Below are 20,703 nucleotides of genomic sequence, written 5' to 3'. Positions count from 1 at the left end.
GAGAGTAGGTCGCCGCCAACTTTATTTTGTGCGCTCGGGCCCCGGCCCGCGTCCCTACCCCAGGGATGCGGCCGGGGTCCGAGTCATTATAAGGTCATCCATATGCTATGATATGACAATCGAATAGACTACTGTTTCTGAGCCTTGTATCATTGCAGTGACCTGACTATTACTTTGTCTTATTAAGTCTATTATTTTCTAGAAGAATTAGAAATAACCACAGACAGGCGGTTTCACGTATGTGAAGCACACTTCTATCTTGTTTGTATGTCTGTTTCCCGTACTTTTTTAGCGTTGGCAGTTCTTTCATCACTACTGTTTAGCTGCGCTCGACGCAATAAAACAAAGTCCACTGCTGTAGTAGAATCCGTTCCCGCCACCTCTACACCCACAGTATCTACTGGGGTATCGGCTGCTAGAGCACGTGATCTGACGGATGTGATGACGGAGGAGTTGCAGCTGCGGCCTGATCAGCAAGTACGCGTTCGGGCCATTCTCTCAGCTACGGTGGAGCAAGTAAAGGATGCTCAACGGAAAAACGTGAACAATCGGACAGCCCTACTCACGGAACTGAAGCGCATTAACACTTCTTCTGAAAGCCAGTTGAAGGCGGCTCTGACTCCAGAACAGTTTCGGCAGTATCAATTGAAGAAACGCTCAATGCAAGAGCAGATGCGTGCGCGGCAGACACAGGGGCAATAGAGGTAGAACTCAACGTTTGGTGCTTTTATTCATTTGTGGCGTGTAATGACTAGCTTAAGCTTCGAAGACTTGCTATTCTTTTAGCTCTTACACGCTTTCTCGCTGTCGTTCTACATTGCTCGTTGCGGTTCCCGATGAGGAATGATGCAACACTGCAAAGTAGGTGGTGTGCCCCTAGCCCGCGAGAACAATAACTGGAGCGCCTATTTCAGTTCGTTCGGCTGTGGGGCTATCATATACAGATAAGTAAATGCACTATAACCATATTCAATAGCAGAAGCAACACGCTTGGTACGCAGCCGCAACACTGGCACACAAGCCTAGACCCTACCCAGTGCTACCGCAATTAGAAGACCAGCTGTAGAAACTAGAAAAGCCACCTGGATTAGTTATCCAGGTGGCTTTTTTAAGAAAGCAACGAACTACCTAGCCACTATAACCGCCGCCGTTTTCGGGGGTAGTGGCGCTGCCGGGCGTATGGGTTTCTGGTAGATCCCGCTTTTCCACTTCTATTTCTACGTCGCTGTAGTCACTCAGCACGCCTTCGGGTGCTTGAATATAGGAGTCGTCTTCGTGGGTGGTATTTCCTACTACTCCGTTGGCCGCAGCGGTGGACTTGTCGTTTTCTTGGTCGTTGTTGGTGGGGTGCTGACTCATGGATGTTGTGCTTGGTTTGGGTGTGATATTGATGTATACGCGGCAGCATGACCTTTGTAAGTCCAGACTGCGGCAAGAGTAGCGTCGTTTCTGATGAGGTAGGGTTACTGGCTATACTCCCTAGTTGTTCTGGGGGTAGGAGTTCTTACCCACGCGCATCGAATAGAATCATGCTACATAATTGTACGCAGCTTCGAGGCAAATGGTCGGGGTATAACCGTTGCGGGTGGTTGCTGTTGCGTACTTTTACCCCGTAATCAATTCTCCACCTAGCTCTTTAGCTTTTATGCAGTTTCGTACCGAGAAGGATACCATGGGCACCGTGCAGGTCCCCGTCGATGCCTATTGGGGCGCTCAGACCCAGCGTTCTATCGAGAATTTTCAGATTGCCCAGGACATCAACCGGATGCCTAAGGAAATCATCCGGGCCTTTGCCTACCTCAAAAAAGCCGCAGCTCTCACTAACCGCGACGCGGGCGTGCTACCTGCCGACAAGGCTGAGCTAATTGCCAAAGTGTGTGATGAAATCCTGGCTGGTGAGCTGGCCGACCAATTTCCGTTGGTAGTGTGGCAAACGGGCTCGGGCACGCAGTCGAACATGAATATGAACGAGGTAGTGGCCTACCGTGGTCATGTGCTGCAAGGCGGCAGCCTCACTGACGAGAAAAAGGTGCTGGCTCCGAATGACGACGTTAACAAGTCGCAATCGAGCAATGACACCTTCCCGACGGCCATGCATATTGCCGCCTACCAGATTCTAGTTGAAACCACCATTCCCGGCATCGAGAAGCTGCGCGACACGCTGAAGGCGAAGTCGGAGAAGTTTATGCATGTGGTGAAAATTGGCCGCACGCACTTCATGGACGCCACGCCGCTAACGCTGGGGCAGGAGTTTTCGGGCTACGTGTCGCAGCTCGACCACGGCCTGCGCGCCATCAAAAATACATTGGCGCACCTCTCGGAGCTGGCGCTGGGCGGCACGGCCGTGGGCACGGGCATCAACACGCCTGCCGGCTACTCCGAAAACGTGGCCAAGCACATTGCCGACCTCACGGGTCTACCCTTCGTAACAGCCGAGAACAAGTTTGAGGCCCTGGCCGCCCACGATGCCATTGTGGAAGCCCACGGTGCCCTAAAAACGGTGGCTGTAGCGCTAATGAAGATTGCCAACGACGTGCGTATGCTCAGCAGCGGCCCTCGCGCCGGCATCGGCGAGCTGCACATCCCCGACAACGAACCCGGTTCCAGTATTATGCCTGGCAAGGTGAACCCTACCCAGTGCGAAGCTATGACAATGGTAGCCGCTCAGGTAATGGGCAATGATGTGGCTATTACGGTAGGCGGCTCCATGGGCCACTTCGAACTGAACGTGTTCAAACCGGTGATGATCTACAACTTTCTGCACTCGGCCCGCCTGATTGGCGATGTGTGCGTGTCGTTCAACGATAAGTGCGCTGTGGGTATCGAGCCTATTGAGGCCAACATCAAGAAGCACGTCGATTCGTCGCTGATGCTGGTAACGGCTCTGAACCCGCACATTGGTTACTACAAAGCTGCTGAAATCGCTCAGACTGCTCATAAGAACGGTTCTACCCTCAAGGAAACCGCTTTGCAATTGGGCTACCTCACGGCCGAGCAGTTTGACGAGTGGCTGAAGCCTGAAGACATGGTAGGCGACCTGCCGAAATAACATAAGCGCATTTCTAACATGTGCTGACAAAGCCGCTCTGCCTACCCTGGCGGGGCGGCTTTTCTTTTTTTGGCATCTTTACAAGACCATCCCTGCTCTACCCCGCCTATGGACTACACCCGCGACATCATCCTCGAAAACAACCGCGTACGGCTGCGCCCCCTGGAAACGTCCGATTTCGAGTACCTCAAGCGAATAGCTTTTGATGAGGAAATCTGGCGCTATATGACTACGCTGGCCCCGCGCAATAGTGTGGAGTTGGCCGCCTACGTGGCTCAGAGCATCCGGGCGCGGGCCGATAAGCAGCGGTACCCCTTCGTGATTATTGACCGCGAAACGGGCCGCATTGCGGGCTGCACCAGCTACGGCAACATGGCGCTGACCGACCGTCGCCTGGAAATTGGTTGGACGTGGTTGGGCACGGAGTTTCAGCGCACAGGCATCAACCGGGCGGCTAAGCACCTGCTGCTGCACTACGCTTTTGGCGAGCTGGGTTGCGAGCGGGTAGAACTGAAAACCGATGCCCGCAACCAGAAGTCGCGCGAGGCCATGGTGCGCATGGGAGCCACCGAGGAGGGCACCCTGCGCAGCCACATGGCCCTACCCAATGGCCAGCGCCGCGACACGGTGTACTACAGCATTTTGCGGCCGGAGTGGGACGAGCTGCGTCAAACCGTCTTTCACGAGTTCGACAGTCGTGGTTGAGCCGTCTGCATCGGATCGGGCGCGGCGGCAGTCGTTGCTGCGCAAGCGTATTGCCAGCTTCGGACATGCCTTCCGGGGGGTAGGGGCGGCGCTGCATTCCGAAGTGCACCTGCGCTTTCATGCCTTCGCAACGGTGGTTGTTATTGGGTTGGGCTTTTATTTCGACATCACCCGCACGGAATGGGCCTTGGTGGCTGCCGCTGTGGGGAGTGTATGGAGCGCTGAGCTAGTGAATACGGCCGTGGAAGCGGTAGTAGATCTGGTGTCGCCGGACTACCACCCACTGGCGGGTAAAGCCAAGGACGTAGCGGCTGCCGCGGTGCTGCTGGCAGCGTTGGGTGCGTTGGTAGTCGGGCTGCTTATTTTCGTGCCGCGGCTGCTGTCATGATAAGGCAAACAGTAAAAGGCTAACGAAGAACCATTGTGCTCTAACGGCGTAAGTTCAGCAATGGCATGCCTTCTCATGCTTTTCCCTTACGGCTCGTTGCTTATCGTCCTATGCGTCTTTCCTACTCGCTGCTGCTGGCAGCTGCTTTACTCTCTGGCGCGGCATGCAGCCGGGTTGATGTAAATACTCCCACTACCGACCCTAATACGGGTCTAGCTAAACCTTTTTCTACCCCGGCGCCCACTAGCGCCAATACGGTGGTGCCAGTACCCAACGATGAGATGCCGTTGGATACCACTCGCCGGCCCGGCTGGCTGGATACGCGCATCCAGCAGATTCAGTCGAAACGGCAGCTGAACCCGCCTGCGCAGGTGTACCGCTACGAGTACCGCGGCCAGACCGTGTACTACGAGACCACCAGTGGCGCCGATCAGTTCAGCACGCTCTATGACACGGCTGGCAAAGTCCTGTGTCACCCCGACGGCGGCCTTACGGGCAAGGGCGACGGCAACTGCCCCGACTTTGAAAAACGCCGCACCGGCGGCGTGCTCGTCTGGACCGACCAGCGGTGAGATGGTGAAATGGTGAGGGGTGAAATTGTGAAGTTGAGAATCTGTGTGCGTGCTTTGCAGAAGGGCGAAGCAAACACTATCTAATTTCGCTGCGCACTCCACCAATTCACAACTTCAAAAATTAACAACTTCACCCTATGATCAATACCAACGAAAAACTGGCCGTGTACAACGTGTGGGCCAACGACACGCTGCTGCGTCACCTCGATAAAACCGTGGCCGAAACCGGCCAGCCTATTCCGGCTAATGTGCTGCGCCTGTTCAGCCACGTGCTCAATGCGCAGTTTATCTGGATTGGCCGCCTCACCAACACGCCCAGCCCCGTGAAAGTGTGGCAGGAGCACCCGCTGGAAGAGCTACACCGCATGCACGAGCAAACCTCGGAGCGCTGGCTGGGTATGGTGCGCGCCGCCGATGACGTCGAGCTGAGCCGCACCATCACCTACACCAACTCGGCCGGCGACGGCTTCACGAGCGTGGTGTCGGACATCTTTACCCACATGCCCGTGCACGCCAACTACCACCGCGGCCAGGTAGCCATCAAAATGCGCTACGCGGGCCTAGAGCCCATCAATACCGACTTCATCACCTACTGCCGCCAGCTCGACGCGGGGCAGGTGGTGAGCCTGTAACCTATTGATCAGCTAATTTTTTGCCCCTTCTGCTTATCCCGGAAGGGGCTTTTGCTGTTTAAGGGGTAGGAACTCCGTTTTTCATCCTTCTTCTACCTCTCAATGTCCGATTTCTCACCGCCCACGCCTACCCCCGTTCTTCCCTCCGAGCGCCTGGAGGCTTCCTACTCCTACACCGCCTACCGCCAACTAGTAGATGATGCACTGGCCCAGGGCAAAACCACCGGTCCGCAGCAAACCGAGGAACTGGTACAGTACACCAAGCTGAACGAGCAGCGCATGTCGCGCCTCGACAAAACGACGCACGTGCTACCCGAACTAGCCGATGCCGCCGCGCACGTGCCCTACCCCCTGGTGTGGCTGATTCTGACCGAAGGCTGGTGTGGCGACGCCGCCCAGATTGTGCCCGTACTAGAGCACATAGCCCAGGCCTCGGCTGGCAACATCCGCACGCGCTACCTGCTGCGCGACGAAAACCTGGACCTGATGGACCGCTACCTCACTGGCACTAGCCGTGCCATTCCGCGCCTTATCGTGCTCCGTGCCGACACGCTGGAGGAAGTAGCCCAGTGGGGTCCACGGCCCACACCTGCGCAGGATATTGTAAACCAGGCCAAAGCAGAGGGGGTAGACCACGACGAGTTCATCGCCCGCGTGCATGCCTGGTACGCCCACGACAAAACTCAGACGTTGCAGCAGGAAATGCTAGAACTGCTCCAAGGACTACAGTAATCACACAGAAGGCCGTTGCGCATTGCACAACGGCCTTCTGTGTTGTAAAAAATCAGTGTAGTCTACTTTAGATCTACGTTGCCCAGATCAGTAATCTGCGTATTCGTGACTATCACGCCGGTGCGCACCACGTTTTTCAGGGGCGAAGGAGCGAAGAGTTCGACGCGGTAGGTGCCGGCGGGTACGCCGCGTAGCAGGAACCCACCCGAGGCGTCGGCGAAGGTGCTGAGCGTGTCGTTGGGCGTTGTAGAAGTGCGAATGGCCAATACCTGCGGTTGCGCCGTGGTGGGCGTTACGCTACCCTTGATGCCGCCGGCCACGGCCGTCGTAATGGCCCGGATAACAGGCTTCAACAAAAAACGGTCTTTATCGGCTTTGTTGCCATTGCCGCGCTCCACGATGGACTTTGCTACGTCGAAGTCGAGGAGGACGGTGTAGGTCACGTCCTGCGTCAGGTCGGCGTCAATTTTTAGCTTCAGCCCCGAGGTTTGTGCGCTGGGCGTTTTCAGGTTGTAACGGGTGCCGTCGCGGGTAACTAAGTAGTTATTGGCACCCAGCACCAACCTAATCTGTGAAATGCGACCGGGCGGGAAATCGGCGCTGGCCAGCAGGGCCGAGCGGCCATTCACGAAATCCAATACATTATACTGACCGGCTTTTAGCAGCGACAAGTTCTGCCAGCCGTTTTCATCGTTGGTGTCGTCGGTGTGAATTTGCACTTGCTGTACATCCAGCACTACGGCGCTAAAGTCGCCAGGCGCATCGGCCAGTAGCACTTCCATCTTGGCCATATTGCTGCCAGAATCTTTGCTACAGCCGCCTAAAGCCAACAGGGCCGCTAGGGCCAACGGAAACAGACGCGTTGTTTTCATTCGGTAAGTGGGTAAGGAAAGAGACTAAAAAAAGCGGCAAGCACTTCCGGTGAAGTGCTTGCCGCTCAGAAGTGACCAACTTACGACAAAAATTCAGCCACAGTTTCAAGGTAAAATCCTATTGCTTGGCCTTGGTGGTATCAGCGGCCGCCGGGGTAGGGGTCGGGGTAGAAGCTGGTTTCTTCTTGCCAAAAATCAAGTTGTTGAGGCCCTGCGTTGCTTTTTCTTTCAGCTTGGTTTCGGCTTCGAGACGCTTCTTCTCGATTTCTTGCTGCGCCTTGGCTTGCAGCTCTTGCTGACGCTTGGCTAGCTCGGCGCGGGCACTGTCTTGATTGAGCAGGGCTTTGGCAGCAGCGGCCTGTTTGGCGTTGGTCAGCTTGCTGTCTACCAGGCCACCTACCAGGCTCTTGGCTACGTCCGCAGCTTGGGTTTTCACGCTGCCGGTGGTCAGCTTCACCTTCGGGTCCTTCACGGTGCCGCCAATGTTCAGTCCCAGCGTTACGCGGTCGGTACCTTTGATATTGGATACGCCCGTGAGCGAAGTGAGCTTGCTTTGCAGGGCGTTGCCTACCTGCCCGGTGGGCATGTTGATGGCTGTGACGTACTCTAGGTTGCCGTTCACGTTGTTGGAGCCGCCCACGGTCATCTTGATGTCGCCCACGTTCACGTCAAAAGGCTTCACTACAAAGTTGCCGTTCAGGATTTCGGCGGCCACATCCTTGTTCTGCACCGCAAACTTTTTGAGCGCTTGCACCTGGGTAAGTGAACTGATGGTGTTGAGCACCGGCGAGTTATTCACGGCGGCGCTTACTACCTCAAATAAGCCCTTACCCGTGAGCGTGCTATACACCGGCATCATATCCTGGCCCATCTCGCCGCTCACATTGAAGTTGGTCGAAAACACGCCCTCCAGATTGCTGGCCAGCGGTATCAGCGTTTTGATGGAGTTGAAGGCATTGAAGGCGTTCTGGAAGTTCAGGTTCTTGATGTTCAGGCCCAGATCGAATTTTGGATGTTGCAGGTTTTTGCTGCTGTAGCTGCCGTTGGTGGCAAACGAGCCGCCCAGCGTGTTGAAATTCAAATTGTTGAGCTTTACGGCTTCGTCGCGCACCACTACCTGGCCCTTCACGTCGTTCAGCTTCAGATTGTCGTACACCACCTGGTTCACGTTGCTGTTCAGCGTCAGGTCGAAGTACTTCGGGATTTGCAGCACGCCGTCGGCCTGGGTGGCGGTGGTAGGCGCTTTGGTGGCGGCTACGGCGCCAGTGGTCGGCTTCTCGCTCACCTCGTCCACCATCCACTCGTTCACGTTGAAGCGGTTGCTGTTCACGGTCAGGTTGCCTTTCAGCGACTGGCCCGGCGTGAACAGGTAGCCCAGGTAGTTGCTAATCACGCCCGACGCGGCAATGTCCGACGAGCCCACAAAGCCCGCCATGTCCTTCAGCACAATCTGGTCGTTGTTGAAGGTAGCGGTGGCCTTGGTAATGCGCATGCCCTGGGGCAGGTCGGTGCTTTTGTAGGTCACGTTGCTGGCATTCACGGTGCCCAAGGCCTTCACGTTCTGGTAGCGCTCGGCTTCCACATCGGCCATGCTACCCTTGGCGGCCACATTGCCGGTCAGGCGGCCCGTCACGGTCATGCCTTCCAGCGGGAAAATCTTGGTGATTTTGGTAAGGTCCACCGTGCCGTGAATGTCGGCGTCGAACACCGGCTTGTCGATGTTCTGGGCGGCCAGGCGGCCTTCCAGCGGCTCGCCATCCAGCAGCATCTTGAACTGCGGAATGTTGATGCGCGTGTCGTTCACCTGGCCCGTAGTGTTGGTCACGGTGCCGTTCAGCGTCAGGTTCTGGATGGGCGCGGGGAATTGCTTCGATTTCACGTAACCATTGGTCAGGTTCATCTTAGCATTCACCACCGGCATTTGCGTCTCGGAATACGTGCCCTTACCCACGGCATCTACAAACAGCTGCCCGCGCAGGGTAAGGTCTTCTACGGGGTATACCTTGGTCATCTCGGCCAGGTCTACGTTGGCTTTCACGCGGCCGTCTACCTTCATCGGCTCCAGGCCATCAATGGCTACGTTGCCATCAATCGGGTTCTTGCCGAGGTCCAGGTGAAACTGCTTCACGTTGACTTTCACGTTGTTCGTAAAGCCCGAGGGGTTGTCCACCACCATGTCCACGTTGATGTTGCGGGCGGCTTCCGGCAGCTGCGGGTACTTAAACATACCGTCCTTCACCTGTAGGTTCACGCCGTAGCCCGGCATCCGCAGCTCGTTTTGCACGCCCTTCAGGTAGCCATCGAAGGCAATCTTGCCCGTCGTATTAATATCCTTGAACTGCTCCGAATACATGCCCGGCACTACGCTGAGTACGTTCTTGAAGTCCGTTTCCAGGGCCTTAAAGGTCATGTCGTAAGTGATGTCGGTGGCGTTGGGTAGACCCACGCTGCCAGCAAACTGCGCCGGAAAATCGTTCAGCTTCACCTTGTTGTCTTTGAAGGTGAACAGCATCTTATCCAGGTCCATCGCCATCGTCACATCGGCATCCAGCTTCGCCTTATTGATGTAGTTGGCGCCGGCGTAAGTCATCCGGAAACCGTCGGCCGTGGTCTGCGAGGTCATGTCGAAGATGTTCTGCTCGAAGTCGCCGGAGCCGGTGTGGTTCACGTGGCGCACTTCCATCGCAAACGGAATCGACTGATCGTTGTAACGCAAGTGGCCGTTGTTGATCTGCCAGCCCTTAATAGCCACACTCACCGCCGAGGTATCCACATCGGTCTTGGCTGCCGCGGCTGAGTCAGACAGGAAGATGTCCCAGTTGGCGCGGCCGCTTTTCAGCACCCGCAGCGAAATATCCGGCTCGTCCAGCTCCACCGATTTCACCTTGATCTGGTCGCCGCTCACCACGCTCATCAGGTCCATGCCTACCCGCAGGGCCGGTAGGTAGGCGAGGGTGTCGCGGGCAAAGGAGTCTTGTCCGATGATGCGCAGGTTCTCCACGCTCAGAGCCAGATTCGGAAAGTCGCGGAACAAGCTGACGCTGATCTGGCTGGGGTCGTACTCCACCTTGGCGGCCACGTGCGCGGCCAGCTGCTTATCAAACGCCGCTCTGATTTTGTCTTTAAACAAAAACGGCGCGGCGGCCAGCGCGGCTACCAGCACCACCACAAAAATCAGCAGGCCAATCAGAAATTTACGCATAGGAAGAAAATATCAGGAAGAAAGGGTAGTAACTATTTGGCAGCGAATCCAGTGCCAGACCAGCCACGCATGCAAAAGTAGCACACAACCGATAGCCGGTTTTCATTGGCTACAACGTCCTAACAGACTGAAACAGATAAAGCGCCAGGAATTTGGCATTTTCGGGGCGCGTTTCCAGCGCAGCGTACCAAATAGGGTAGGGCCAGCGTTTAGGGCAGCAGCAGTATGGCAACAACATCTACACAGGGGAAAGAGCGATGGGCGCTGCGACTAGCCGCTGCGGTGGTAGCCGTAGTAGCCAGTATGACTACCACGCAGGCGCAGGATATGTACTTTGCGCAACCCTACGCCTCGCGTCTGCATACCAACCCGGCCTATACGGGACTGCTTGACGATTATAGTGTTACGCTCAACTACCGCAACCAGTTCCCTACCCTGGCCGGCACATTCCAGACCAGCCAGCTCGGTGCCGACTACCGCTTTGCTGACCAGCGCAGCGCCGTGGGCCTACTCCTGAACGTAGACCGCACCGGGGCGCTAGGCCTCACCAAGTTTCAGGTAGGCGGCCTCTACGCCTACCACATGCGTCTCAACGAGCAGGTGGCGCTGAGTGCCGGCGCCAGCGTCAGCTACGGCCGGCAGACCGTCAGCTACGGCAATCTGCTGCTCGGCGACCAGATCAGCGACGACGGCACTATTTTGGGTGGGCCCTCAACCGATCCGCTGTTGTTGCAGTATAACCCGGTGAACTATTTTACCCTTGGCACGGGTATGGTACTGTATACCGAGCGCGCCTGGGTAGGCGTGGCCGCGCATCACCTCAACCAACCCGATCTGGGCTTCGTGGAGCAAAGTATTTTACCCATTCGCCTGAATTTTAACGCGGGCTACAAATATTTTTTTGCAAAAAGCGTTATCAAGGGCGAAGCACGCGAAATCAGCCTCACGCCAACGGTTAGTTACACCCGGCAAGGCAGTTTGCAGCGCACAGAGGCTGGTTTTTACTTCACCACCACGCCAGTAACGGTAGGCGCCGTGTACCGGGGCGTGCCGTTGCCGGGCTCAAATCATCCGCAGCAGCTGCTTACCGGAATTGTTGGCCTGAGTTTTGGTGCATTTCGGCTCGGTTATAGCTACGACGCTAGTCTGAGCGCGTTGAGTGCCGATTTGGGTGGGGCGCACGAAGTGTCCTTGGCCCTGCGGAACTTCGACCGGCTGGAAGCGGCTTGGCGGCGCCTGAAACGGCGCAACTACCCCGTAGCACCTTGCCCGGCATACTAGCTTTTTGTAACATTGCACCGAATTGCCTTTCATAAAATCTTCTATCACAGGTAGTTTCTACTCGATCATGAATTTCTCCAAGTACCTGCGTTTCGCCATTGTAGGAGCCTGTGCGCTGGCTTCCTGCAAAAGTGGCCCACGCACCGCCACCAAGCCGGGCAAGTACAGCTCCACCACCGGTATTGAGTATAATACCGAGGAAGGGATGAAAGTGGCCGACTATGCCGGTATTCCGGAAGGTCCGGGTCTGATTTTCATTGAGGGCGGCCGTACGGTGCTGGGCTCGGCGGAGGAAGATATTGCCATGACCCACGACAACATGGAGCGCACCGTTACCATCGCCTCGTTCTACATGGACGAAGCCGAGGTGGCGAACATTCACTGGCTGGAATACCTGCACTTCGTGCGCAAAGACTCGTCGGAGGAGTTCTACCAGTCGGCCCTTCCCGATACCACCGTATGGGCACGGGAGCTGTCATTCAACGACCCCTACGTAGATTACTACCTGCGCTACCCCGGCTTCCGCTACTTCCCAGTAGTGGGTGTAAGCTGGCTGCAAGCCAACGACTACTGCACGTGGCGTACATCGAAGGTGAACGAAAACCTGGCCGGGCTGAGCGGTGATGGTGACAGCGGTGGCGGCAAGCGCGGTCTGTTTGGTCGTAAGAAGAACGCTCCGGCTGCTGACGCGGCCGAGGGTGGCGAAAGCAAGAAGCCTTCTATTGAAGACGGCAACACCCTGCCGAACTACCGCCTGCCCACTGAGGCCGAGTGGGAATACGCTGCCCAGGCCCTCATCGGCACGCAGGAAACCGGCAATGAAAACCAAGAGAATAAGCGTATCTACCCTTGGGATGGTCGCCAGGTGCGGAACTCCTATGGCAAAACGCAAGGTCAGTTCCTGGCTAACTTCAAGCGCGGCCGCGGCGACTACGCCGGTATTGCCGGTGCTCTGAACGATGGCGCCATGATTACGGAGTACATCTACAATTACCCTCCCAACGACTACGGCCTCTACAACATGGCCGGCAACGTGAACGAGTGGGTGCAGGATATCTACCGCCCGCTGTCGTTTGAAGATGTGGAAGACCTGAACCCCTTCCGTCGCAACGGCTTCCTCGACCCCGCTGATAAATACGACAAAAAAGGCTACCAGTCCCTCATCGACGACCATGTGCGCGTGTACAAAGGCGGCTCTTGGCGCGACGTAGCCTACTGGCTCTCGCCCGGCACGCGTCGCTTCATGGCCGAAGACTCGGCTACTGCTACCATCGGTTTCCGCTGCGCCATGATCAACGCTGGTTCGAACAAGTAACTATTGCAGATTATCTGAATTACGCAGCTTTAGTAGTGTTAGTAAGCAAAGAGCCCCAACCATCTGGTTGGGGCTCTTTGCTTACTGATTTTTAGTTGAAATCGACAACTATACGCTTATTCAGCTACCTACTTCGACAACGTGTTGCCGAGTTGGATGAGAAGCTTTGCCAGTTTCTTCAGCGGATTGGTATAGTTGTTACTGGCTTCTTCAGCCACTTTGATGGTTTCGGCACCTAGTACGGCCAGCGTTTCGGCAATGTCGTGGGTTTGACGCTCGGATGCTGTGAGCTGCTCGCGTAGGGCCGCTAGCTCTTGAATGATTTTAGCCAAACCAGGATGGTCGGAGGCGCGGAGCACTTCTTCCCAGCGGTCTATTTCGGCAAGTCCATGCTGCTGGTCTTTGCCTTTGGTAACGTCGGCGTCCAGTAGATGCAAGGTGTCGTCGAGAAGCACCTCTTTTTGCTGTTCTGTTACGTCGAGCGGTACGGTGGGGGTAGGGGGCGTTTGGGGAGTGGAGGCAGTGGAATCCATAAAACAGGAGATTGAAAGCTGTGGAAAGTCGAGAGCGACTGTATGCTGTCTATACTGTCTTTGAAAAAGAAAAGTTAATGCCGCCCGTGAAGTGGGTTACTTTTCTGCCTCACCTTGATTAAGAGTAAGATCTTATAACTCACCTTATTTCCTCTGCAATCATGAAAATGCCTTTCAAAACCCTGCTACTAGCTGCCAGCTTCGCTACCTTCTCTGTGGCTTCGTGCACCCAAGCTGAGCAAAACCAGGCAGAAGCTAATACCGAAGCCGCCGCCGACAACGTGGAAGCTAACGCCGAAGCGGCTGCCGATAACACCGAAGCCGCCGCTGACAACGCTGGTGATGCCATCGAAAACGCAGCTGAAAACACTGGCCGTGACATTGAAAATGCTGCTGAGAAAGCCGGCAACAAAATGGATGCTGCTGCCGACAAGGCCGACGCTAAAATTGATGCCGCTGCCGCTGATGCTAAGGCTGAAGTGAATGCCGCCAAGCGTGACTAAACTTGCTGCCGTGCAAACGGTCTGCATTGTGAAAGCAGCTTTGCCACCCAGTGGCAAAGCTGCTTTTTGCTTGTATAAATAGCCGCTGCTATGTGGCTTTTGTATTATTTCTAATGGAGTGTCTGCCCTTCGGGCGAGGCGCTGGCTACTTCTAGTAGCACTTCGTAGTAGGGACGGCCCATCATGCGGGCGTGCAGCCAGCTGTAGAAGCTGAGAGCTTGTAGGTCTTCGCGCACCAGGGGTAGGAAAGTGGGCATCTGACGTACTTGCTCGGCAAAAGCGGGTTGCGTTGCCGCTGCTGGGTTGTCAATAATATCGCGGACGCGAGCCAGGTAGCTGAGCACATAAGCGTAGGGGCCAGCTTCGGCTTCGGGCGACCGTTCGCGCACGGTGCGCTCAACGGCGCGGAGGCGGTTGAGGGCCAGCTCGGCGTGGCCTAGCTCTAGCAGCGTCAGCATCTCGCCCAGATTCTTGTTCAACATCCACTCCAAGCCCATTTGCTGTTCGCACCAATGGTCGGAGCGGCCAATACTGATGAGTACTTGATTGGTTTTCTGAAACTTGCCTTCAGCAAAATAGTGAAAAGCCAAGCCCAGGCGGGCCGTGAGTTCGTTGGCCAGGGGTAGGGGCTGGCGGGTATCGTGTAGGGCTGCTTCCAGCAGTTGAATGCTTTCGTGGTTGCGGCGCAGGAAGGCATAGGTAGCAGCCAGCAGCAGTGTGTAGCGGGCGCGCATCTCTAGATAGTGCGTGCGTGGACTCTCGGCCAGCAGGGTTTGCATGTGCGTGAGGTAGCACGTGGTTTCCTCGAAGCGGCGCGAGCGGTACAACGCGTGCGCAATCATATAGAGCAGGCGTAACTGATACTGGCGTTGGGCCGGCGCAAAGCCGTGCCGCTTTTCCATGAGGTGGTAGCAACGCAGAATAAACGGCGCAAATGACACAAAATCGCGACGCACCAGCATGGCGCTGCGTGCAATAGATACCAGCCGGCACAGCAGCGCTGGCCGCCGGGCAAAGGCTTCCTGCAAATCATACTCGCGCAGGGTGTCGGCCAGCACCGCATCAAACGACTCGCCGGCCCTACCCTTGGCACGCAACTGACGTAGGCGCTGGCGCATCAGGCTATCTACAATGTTGGCGCGCTCTTCCTCGTCGGCAGCTTTCTTGTTGAGGTTGCGACGCCGGATCAGGTCGGTGAGGTCGTCGGCGCAGGCGTGGTGGGCCTGAGCAATCTGTAGATTATACACCGTATTGAGCGCCTCAAACTGGTCGTTTTGCAGACCCAGCTTTTCGGCTTTGCGCAGGGTATTCCAAGCCAGGCGCGGCACGCCGGTTTCAAACAGGTACTGCGCAAGGATAAGCAACCCGCGCACCGACGAGGCGGCCGTAGCGTCCTGCTGACGCTGGCGTAATAGTAGAAAATCGGTGAGGCTGCGTAGCAGGCGCTTGCGCAGGGCATAGTAAGCCACGGCATTGGGCTCCGTGGGGTAGAGGCGGGCCAGCAGCTCGGGGGTAGGGTAGGCCCGTGGGTGTAGCAGTAGCTCGCACAGGCGCGTGTCGAGGCGGCCTTTTTGCTTGCGGCCCTGGCGCTGCAAAAAATGCAGAAACTCCTTGCGGTCGTCGGGTGTGAAGGTAAGGAGCGTGGTGCGGAGGTCGTCCATGGCTACGGCGTGCGCCGGGCAACTGGCAGGCGCTGGGGTAGAAAGTGCATCATTGGGTAAGGATATGATAAAACTTTAGGTAGATAGCAGAATCGAAAGGGCTTTCTAAATATAGCGTTTTTGATACCGCCCACGCAACCCGGTGCGGCGCTTCGGCAAGCTCGACAACTACCGCTATGCGCCTGCGTATAAAGCAGCAGGCGCATAGCCTATTTCTCTTCTCTCCCACCCATTTTTAACTTTTTCACTCATGGACATCAACGATAATAAAATCAACGACCAAACCGAACTGCGCACGCGCGGCAACTGGAACCAGCTGAAAGGCGAAGCCAAGCAGAAGTGGGGTAACCTTACCGACGACGACCTGGACTACGCCGAGGGCAAACAGGATGAGTGGTTTGGTCGCTTGCAGGAGAAAACCGGCGACACCATCGACGACATCAAGGCGTGGTTTAACCGCACGTTCTAGCGAATTGTAGGGCAGCCGCTTACTGTTATGCCCTTCTAAAAAGCCCCGCGCTACATAGGTAGCGCGGGGCTTTTTAGTGTACAATACTGTAGTTTCGGCTGAACCTGTTTATCTGCCTCATCAGAAACGTGAGGAATAGGCTAGTTGTAAGCTAATCTTTACCACGGCACTAGGCGTATGAAGGGCAACGACAACTGTTTATTCTCCCTACCCTCATGTCTGCTACCGATACTCTCCAAGCTACGCTTCCCACCACGCCATCATCGGGCATCCGGATGCTGGCGCGCTTTGGCTTTGCGGCCAAAGGCCTTGTCTATGGGCTGATGGGCCTATTGGCTCTACTAGCTGCTACGGGCCAGCAAAACGGCAAAACCACCGACAAAAGAGAGGCCGTGCAGACGTTGCAGGATCTACCCGGCGGTCCTGTGCTGCTGGGCCTTATTGCGTTTGGCCTGCTGGGATACATTGTGTGGCGACTGGTGCAGGCCTTTCGTGATACAGAAGACAAAGGTAGCGGTGCGAAGGGCATTGCCCGACGCGTAGGTTACGCTGCCAGCGGACTCATCTACGCCAGCTTGGCGTGGTACGCAGCGCAGCTGGCCATGAGCACTGCCTCCAACAGCGACAGCAATACCCGCCAAACACTCACGGGCAAAGTTTTAAGCTGGCCTGGTGGCGAGTGGCTGATTATGCTGGTCGGGTTGGCAACAATTGGGGTGGGCCTCTATCAAATCTACCGGGCCTACTCCGGCACCTTTCACAAAAACGTGAAAAGCAGCGACATCCCGGCCGATCAGCAAACCAAAGTGTACCGCCTGGGGCAGGTAGGCTACACCGCTCGCGGTATTGTGTTGGGCATTACGGGCTACTTTTTTGTGCAAGCTGGGCTTCAGTCCCGCGCCGCAGCCATTGGCGATACAGAGCAGGCGTTTGATCTGCTGGCTAGCATGGGCCCTGTGGTGCTGGGCATTGTAGCGCTGGGGCTGATAGCCTACGGGCTATATATGCTGGTGCAGGCTAAATACCCCGTGCTCAAGAAGGTCTAAGGCCCGAAAAGAAGTAGTGTTCCTTTTATAAAAGGGCCCGCAATAGCTTATTGGCTTACTGCGGGCCTACTGCTTTTTTGTACTTCACTCGCCCTACCCTCATTCGATGCACTGGTCTACTAATCAGCTACGTAGTCTTGCAAATACTGATAGCGCTCTGTGAGGTGCCCGCCACGGGCAATGGTGGCCCGCTCCAATATCCCCTGTGGGTCGCCGCCGAGTAGGTGGGGCAGCACGTTGTCGAGGAGCTGGCGGCCGAAGTCGCGGCTAGCGTTGCGGGGCAGCTCGCAAGGCAGGTTGTCTACGGCCATCACAGTGAGGTGGCTCGGGGCCGAGTAGGGCGGTTGCAGCGCGCCGGTGGCGGGGTCGTAGTCGAAGGCGGGGGCCGAGATGGTGGTGCTGCGCTTGGTGGTCGGGATGGAGCCGTTCACGTCGCAGGTCACATCGGCAATAACGCGGGGGCGGAAATCGGGCCGCTGGGTATCTGCTTCCGAGAACAAGCGCGGGGCGGCCGGATGCCAGTAAGCGCAGGCAATCAGTACATCCGTCACGGGTAGGAATTTGTCGAAGGTGCTTACGTATTCTTCCGGCTGCTGATGGAAGTTGGGCGTGTCCCACACCCGGCCGTCGCGGCGGGCGTTGTAGTCGGAGCTGCGCAGCTGGGTAAACACCGGCTCATTGAAATCGAGGTAGAGGTAGTCGTACACGCTCACCTGCCGGATGCCCATGCGCCGCAGTACCTCCAGGGCGCCCTGCGCCACCCGCCCCGAGCCCGTAACAGCCAGCTTAATGGGTGGCAGGCGCTTCACCTTAAAAAACTCTTCTTCCATGTCCTCCATATCCTGGCACTGGTAGGCGGGCTTGAGCTGGTAGAGGCCGTACTTGCGTCCGTAAGTGAGCAGGCCGTTGTAGGCGCCCACAATGCCCGCCCAGCGCCCGAAAGCAATAATCCGCTCCCCGCGCTCATTGGTTAGCAACTCGTAGTCAATCAACGTAATGCGCTTCTGCAATACCTGCCGCAGTAGCTCACGGTTGGCGGGCTGCTTCTTGATGGTGTGGGAGAAAAACAGGTAGGTTTTATCAGGAATGAGCTGCTCCACGGGCACTTCCTTCACGCCCAGCAGCACGTCGCAATCCGCTACCTCGGGCTGCACCGTGATGCCCAAGGCCTGGTACTCGTCGTCGGAGAAGGCGCGGATGTGGCTGCTCTGCACTACCAGCTCAAGGTTGGGGAAGGTGTGCAGGGCTTCGTCGCACTTATTGGGCGTGAGCGGCACGCGGCGGTCGGGTGGGGTTTTGCCTTCGCGAATGACGCCGAGTTTAACTTTTTGCATGGGTGGAAGCGGATGAGGTGGGTAGGGGCAAATAGGCAAATTATCCGGTCATTCCGAGCGCAGCCAAGAATATGAGGGAGAAGTTATCTGCCGGTAATCGGTCTTTTTCTATTTCCTCTTCGGTCAGCAAACGGCTTCTCCTCCATATTATTCGCTGCCCTTTTCCACGATGCACATGGCATGTATAATTCGCGCCCTTCTCTTCCATATTCTTCGCGCTGCCCGGCAAGACAACAACTTGCCGCCGTGCCCTACCCAATAGTCCTCGTATTTTTGAAGTACGTATGAATCGATTCGACCGCATCACGGCTATTCTTATTCAGCTGCAAGCCAAGCGCGTGGTGAGCGGCCCAGCCCTGGCCGAGCGGTTTGGCGTGAGCCTGCGAACCATTTATCGCGACCTGCGCACGCTGGAGCTGGCCGGGGTACCCCTCTACGGCGAGCCGGGGGTAGGCTACTCGCTGGCCGATGGCTACCGGCTGCCGCCCGTGTTATTCACGCGCGAAGAAGCCACTGCCCTGCTTACGGCCGAGAAGCTGGCCGCTCACCTCACCGACGCGCTCACGGCCCGCCTCAGCGGCGCGGCCATGGACAAGCTGCGGGCCGTGCTGCGCCGCACCGACCGCGACTACCTTGAAACCCTAACGCCCCACATTCAGGTGCTGGGGCCAGTGGGCCAGCCCGGCTACCAGAACATATACCAGCAGCTGGTAACGGCCGTGGCCACGCAGCACCTGGTGCACCTGCGCTACCAGAGCGCCGAAACCGACCAGCCTACCCTGCGGGCCGTGGAGCCCATTGGGCTGTACCTAAGCCGGCAGTGGCACGTGGTGGCCTACTGCCGGCTGCGGCAGGCGTTCCGCAATTTCCGCCTCGACCGGATTCAGCAGCTGGAAATCAGCACCGAAGTTTTTGCGGCCCGCCCCGAAACCTTGCAGCAGTATTGGGCCGCCGAGGCCGCCCGCCAGGGTAGGGAAAAGGTGGTGCTGCGGTTTCAGCTGGCAGCTGCCTCGCCGGCCTTGGTGCAGCACCTGCACGACACTAAGCGGCAGTACGGCTGGACGCACGAGCAGGCCTTACCTGATGGTGAGCTGGAAATGACGTTGCTGATTGGCTCGTTGCCTTATCTGGCTACGTGGCTGTTGCCGTACGCGGGGGGCGTCGAGGTGCTGAAGCCGCCCGCTTTGCAGGAGCACCTGCGCGAGCTGGCCCAACGGGCCTACAACTTTTTTTGCGGCCCCGATAAGATGCTGACATAGGGCTGTCAGTAGGCGCGCGGACCTTTGTAGAGTCAAGTGACAAACAGCCGTTTCACCCACATTCAACTCACAAAGCAGATGCAAAAGCGCACCATCGACCCCTGGAAATGGGGAGAGCAAACCAACTCGGTACAAGCCGTCGAAATCAAGCAGGCCGAGGGCACCCTCTACTGCTCCGGGCAGGTAGCCATTAACGAAGCCGGCCAGCCTAGCACCGCCGATATGCGGACGCAGCTTATCCAGGTTTTCCAAAACCTGGAGCACCTCATTAGCGAGGCCGGGTACGAGTGCCAGGGTATTGTCCGGCTGAACGTTTTTACTACCTCCATGATGGAGTTTTTCACTACCTGCGGCGATGTCTATCAGGAGTGGATTGCCAAGCATGGCATCAAGCAGGCCACTACCATGTTTGAGGTCAAGGGCTTATACGCTAATTTGGGGGTAGAGCTGGAAGCCACTGTGGTGAAGTAAGCCGCAAGGTAGGCGGTGCATCCCAGGATGTGCCGCCTACCCTGTGCCCAGCCTCTCAACCCAACAAATACGCTATGGCTGAAAAAGAACTACCCGTTTTTCGCCCAAGCAGCCGGCAGCACTGGCGCGAGTGGCTGCAAACGCACCATGCTGAGCAGCAAGGTGTTTGGTTGGTATATAGCAAAAAGAAATCGGCAATACCCTCCCTCACCTGGTCGGAAGCGGTAGACGAAGCCCTGTGTTTTGGGTGGATAGACAGCAAGGCCGAGCCCATCGACGAGCACACGTACCGGCAGTTTTTTTGCCCCCGAAAGCCGAAGAGCGGCTGGTCGAAAGTCAACAAAGAAAAGTTAGAGCGCCTACTAGCGGCCGACTTGCTAGCGCCAGCCGGCCTAGCCAGCATCGAACGGGCCAAGCAGAACGGCTCCTGGACGCTGCTAGACGCGGCAGAAGCGCTGCAAATTCCGCCCGACCTGGCAGAGGCCCTGCAACAACGCCCCGGCGCCGAAGCCCACTTCGCCAGCCTGAGCCGCACCGAGAAGCGGAACATGCTGTACCGGCTGGTGCTGGCTAAACGCCCGGAAACCCGCCAAAAGCGCATCTCTGAAATTGCAGAACTAATGGGGCAGCCGCCAAAGCCAAAGCAACCCCGTAGCCGGAAGGCGCAATAAAAAGGGCC

The 20,703-nt window shown here is 56.8% G+C and carries 21 protein-coding genes; 15 read left to right on the top strand and 6 right to left on the bottom strand.

Annotated elements, in window-relative coordinates; genetic code table 11:
* Positions 1 to 267 precede the first annotated feature (267 nt).
* A complete protein-coding gene (locus tag H8B15_RS09660; RefSeq protein WP_187319461.1) occupies positions 268 to 702 on the top strand; it encodes a hypothetical protein in 435 nt (144 codons plus the stop codon).
* Positions 703 to 1,128: 426 nt separating this feature from the next.
* Here H8B15_RS09660 and H8B15_RS09655 read toward each other — a convergent pair whose 3' ends face one another.
* On the bottom strand, positions 1,129 to 1,359 hold the full coding sequence (locus H8B15_RS09655) for a hypothetical protein (protein ID WP_187319460.1): 231 nt from the start codon (positions 1,357 to 1,359) through the stop codon (positions 1,129 to 1,131).
* A 286-nt stretch (positions 1,360 to 1,645) separates the two neighbouring features.
* Between H8B15_RS09655 and fumC the strand changes: the two genes are divergently transcribed.
* From fumC to H8B15_RS09625, 6 genes are all read left to right on the top strand, one after another.
* Positions 1,646 to 3,049: a class II fumarate hydratase gene (fumC, locus tag H8B15_RS09650; RefSeq protein ID WP_187319459.1), complete on the top strand. Its 1,404-nt coding sequence runs from the start codon at positions 1,646 to 1,648 to the stop codon at positions 3,047 to 3,049.
* A 69-nt stretch (positions 3,050 to 3,118) separates the two neighbouring features.
* On the top strand, positions 3,119 to 3,754 hold the full coding sequence (locus tag H8B15_RS09645; RefSeq protein ID WP_246455368.1) for a GNAT family N-acetyltransferase: 636 nt from the start codon (positions 3,119 to 3,121) through the stop codon (positions 3,752 to 3,754).
* Complete coding sequence (locus H8B15_RS09640; RefSeq protein ID WP_343069146.1) at positions 3,747 to 4,142, top strand: diacylglycerol kinase family protein; 396 nt, start codon at positions 3,747 to 3,749, stop codon at positions 4,140 to 4,142. Before H8B15_RS09645 ends, H8B15_RS09640 begins: the two co-directional genes overlap by 8 nt.
* 110 nt (positions 4,143 to 4,252) lie before the next feature.
* Positions 4,253 to 4,714, top strand: coding sequence for a DUF6970 domain-containing protein (locus tag H8B15_RS09635; protein ID WP_187319457.1), 462 nt, complete (start codon positions 4,253 to 4,255; stop codon positions 4,712 to 4,714).
* A gap of 137 nt (positions 4,715 to 4,851) precedes the next feature.
* Positions 4,852 to 5,346: a DinB family protein gene (locus H8B15_RS09630; protein WP_187319456.1), complete on the top strand. Its 495-nt coding sequence runs from the start codon at positions 4,852 to 4,854 to the stop codon at positions 5,344 to 5,346.
* A gap of 102 nt (positions 5,347 to 5,448) precedes the next feature.
* Positions 5,449 to 6,078, top strand: a complete 630-nt coding sequence (locus tag H8B15_RS09625) for a thioredoxin family protein (protein WP_187319455.1) — start codon at positions 5,449 to 5,451, stop codon at positions 6,076 to 6,078.
* 62 nt (positions 6,079 to 6,140) lie between these two features.
* Here H8B15_RS09625 and H8B15_RS09620 read toward each other — a convergent pair whose 3' ends face one another.
* Positions 6,141 to 6,950, bottom strand: coding sequence for a DUF4382 domain-containing protein (locus H8B15_RS09620; protein WP_246455367.1), 810 nt, complete (start codon positions 6,948 to 6,950; stop codon positions 6,141 to 6,143).
* Between the two features lie 118 nt (positions 6,951 to 7,068).
* Positions 7,069 to 10,152: an AsmA-like C-terminal region-containing protein gene (locus tag H8B15_RS09615; protein WP_187319454.1), complete on the bottom strand. Its 3,084-nt coding sequence runs from the start codon at positions 10,150 to 10,152 to the stop codon at positions 7,069 to 7,071.
* Positions 10,153 to 10,377: 225 nt separating this feature from the next.
* Here H8B15_RS09615 and H8B15_RS09610 point away from each other — a divergent pair, with 225 nt between their 5' ends.
* Together H8B15_RS09610 and gldJ are read left to right on the top strand one after the other, a co-directional pair.
* Complete coding sequence (locus H8B15_RS09610) at positions 10,378 to 11,433, top strand: PorP/SprF family type IX secretion system membrane protein (RefSeq protein ID WP_187319453.1); 1,056 nt, start codon at positions 10,378 to 10,380, stop codon at positions 11,431 to 11,433.
* Positions 11,434 to 11,500: 67 nt separating this feature from the next.
* Positions 11,501 to 12,748 carry a gliding motility lipoprotein GldJ gene (gene gldJ / locus H8B15_RS09605; protein ID WP_187319452.1) on the top strand — a complete coding sequence of 416 codons (1,248 nt, stop codon included), beginning with the start codon at positions 11,501 to 11,503 and terminating at the stop codon, positions 12,746 to 12,748.
* Between the two features lie 128 nt (positions 12,749 to 12,876).
* On the opposite strand, the gene H8B15_RS09600 is transcribed toward gldJ, so the two are convergent.
* Entirely contained in the window at positions 12,877 to 13,281 is a 405-nt protein-coding gene (locus tag H8B15_RS09600; protein ID WP_187319451.1) for a hypothetical protein, read from the bottom strand.
* A gap of 161 nt (positions 13,282 to 13,442) precedes the next feature.
* Between H8B15_RS09600 and H8B15_RS09595 the strand changes: the two genes are divergently transcribed.
* Positions 13,443 to 13,784 carry a hypothetical protein gene (locus H8B15_RS09595; RefSeq protein ID WP_187319450.1) on the top strand — a complete coding sequence of 114 codons (342 nt, stop codon included), beginning with the start codon at positions 13,443 to 13,445 and terminating at the stop codon, positions 13,782 to 13,784.
* Between the two features lie 110 nt (positions 13,785 to 13,894).
* Here H8B15_RS09595 and H8B15_RS09590 read toward each other — a convergent pair whose 3' ends face one another.
* Complete coding sequence (locus tag H8B15_RS09590; RefSeq protein WP_187319449.1) at positions 13,895 to 15,445, bottom strand: hypothetical protein; 1,551 nt, start codon at positions 15,443 to 15,445, stop codon at positions 13,895 to 13,897.
* Positions 15,446 to 15,695: 250 nt separating this feature from the next.
* On the opposite strand from H8B15_RS09590, the gene H8B15_RS09585 reads away from it, so the two are divergent.
* Together H8B15_RS09585 and H8B15_RS09580 are read left to right on the top strand one after the other, a co-directional pair.
* A complete protein-coding gene (locus H8B15_RS09585; protein ID WP_187319448.1) occupies positions 15,696 to 15,914 on the top strand; it encodes a CsbD family protein in 219 nt (72 codons plus the stop codon).
* A gap of 215 nt (positions 15,915 to 16,129) precedes the next feature.
* The gene (locus tag H8B15_RS09580; protein WP_187319447.1) at positions 16,130 to 16,960 is read left to right on the top strand and encodes a DUF1206 domain-containing protein; all 831 of its coding nucleotides are present in this window, start codon (positions 16,130 to 16,132) and stop codon (positions 16,958 to 16,960) included.
* A gap of 119 nt (positions 16,961 to 17,079) precedes the next feature.
* On the opposite strand, the gene H8B15_RS09575 is transcribed toward H8B15_RS09580, so the two are convergent.
* Complete coding sequence (locus H8B15_RS09575; protein WP_187319446.1) at positions 17,080 to 18,294, bottom strand: NAD(P)-dependent oxidoreductase; 1,215 nt, start codon at positions 18,292 to 18,294, stop codon at positions 17,080 to 17,082.
* Between the two features lie 284 nt (positions 18,295 to 18,578).
* Here H8B15_RS09575 and H8B15_RS09570 point away from each other — a divergent pair, with 284 nt between their 5' ends.
* From H8B15_RS09570 to H8B15_RS09560, 3 genes are all read left to right on the top strand, one after another.
* Positions 18,579 to 19,553, top strand: coding sequence for a helix-turn-helix transcriptional regulator (locus H8B15_RS09570; RefSeq protein WP_187319445.1), 975 nt, complete (start codon positions 18,579 to 18,581; stop codon positions 19,551 to 19,553).
* A gap of 78 nt (positions 19,554 to 19,631) precedes the next feature.
* On the top strand, positions 19,632 to 20,024 hold the full coding sequence (locus H8B15_RS09565) for a RidA family protein (RefSeq protein WP_187319444.1): 393 nt from the start codon (positions 19,632 to 19,634) through the stop codon (positions 20,022 to 20,024).
* 74 nt (positions 20,025 to 20,098) lie between these two features.
* Entirely contained in the window at positions 20,099 to 20,695 is a 597-nt protein-coding gene (locus tag H8B15_RS09560; protein WP_187319443.1) for a YdeI/OmpD-associated family protein, read from the top strand.
* Positions 20,696 to 20,703 lie beyond the last annotated feature (8 nt).

The organism is Hymenobacter citatus (genome assembly GCF_014333615.1).
GTDB lineage: Bacteria > Bacteroidota > Bacteroidia > Cytophagales > Hymenobacteraceae > Hymenobacter > Hymenobacter citatus.
Note: the sequence above shows the minus strand (reverse complement) of the source record. Positions and strands in the feature narration are given on the sequence as shown.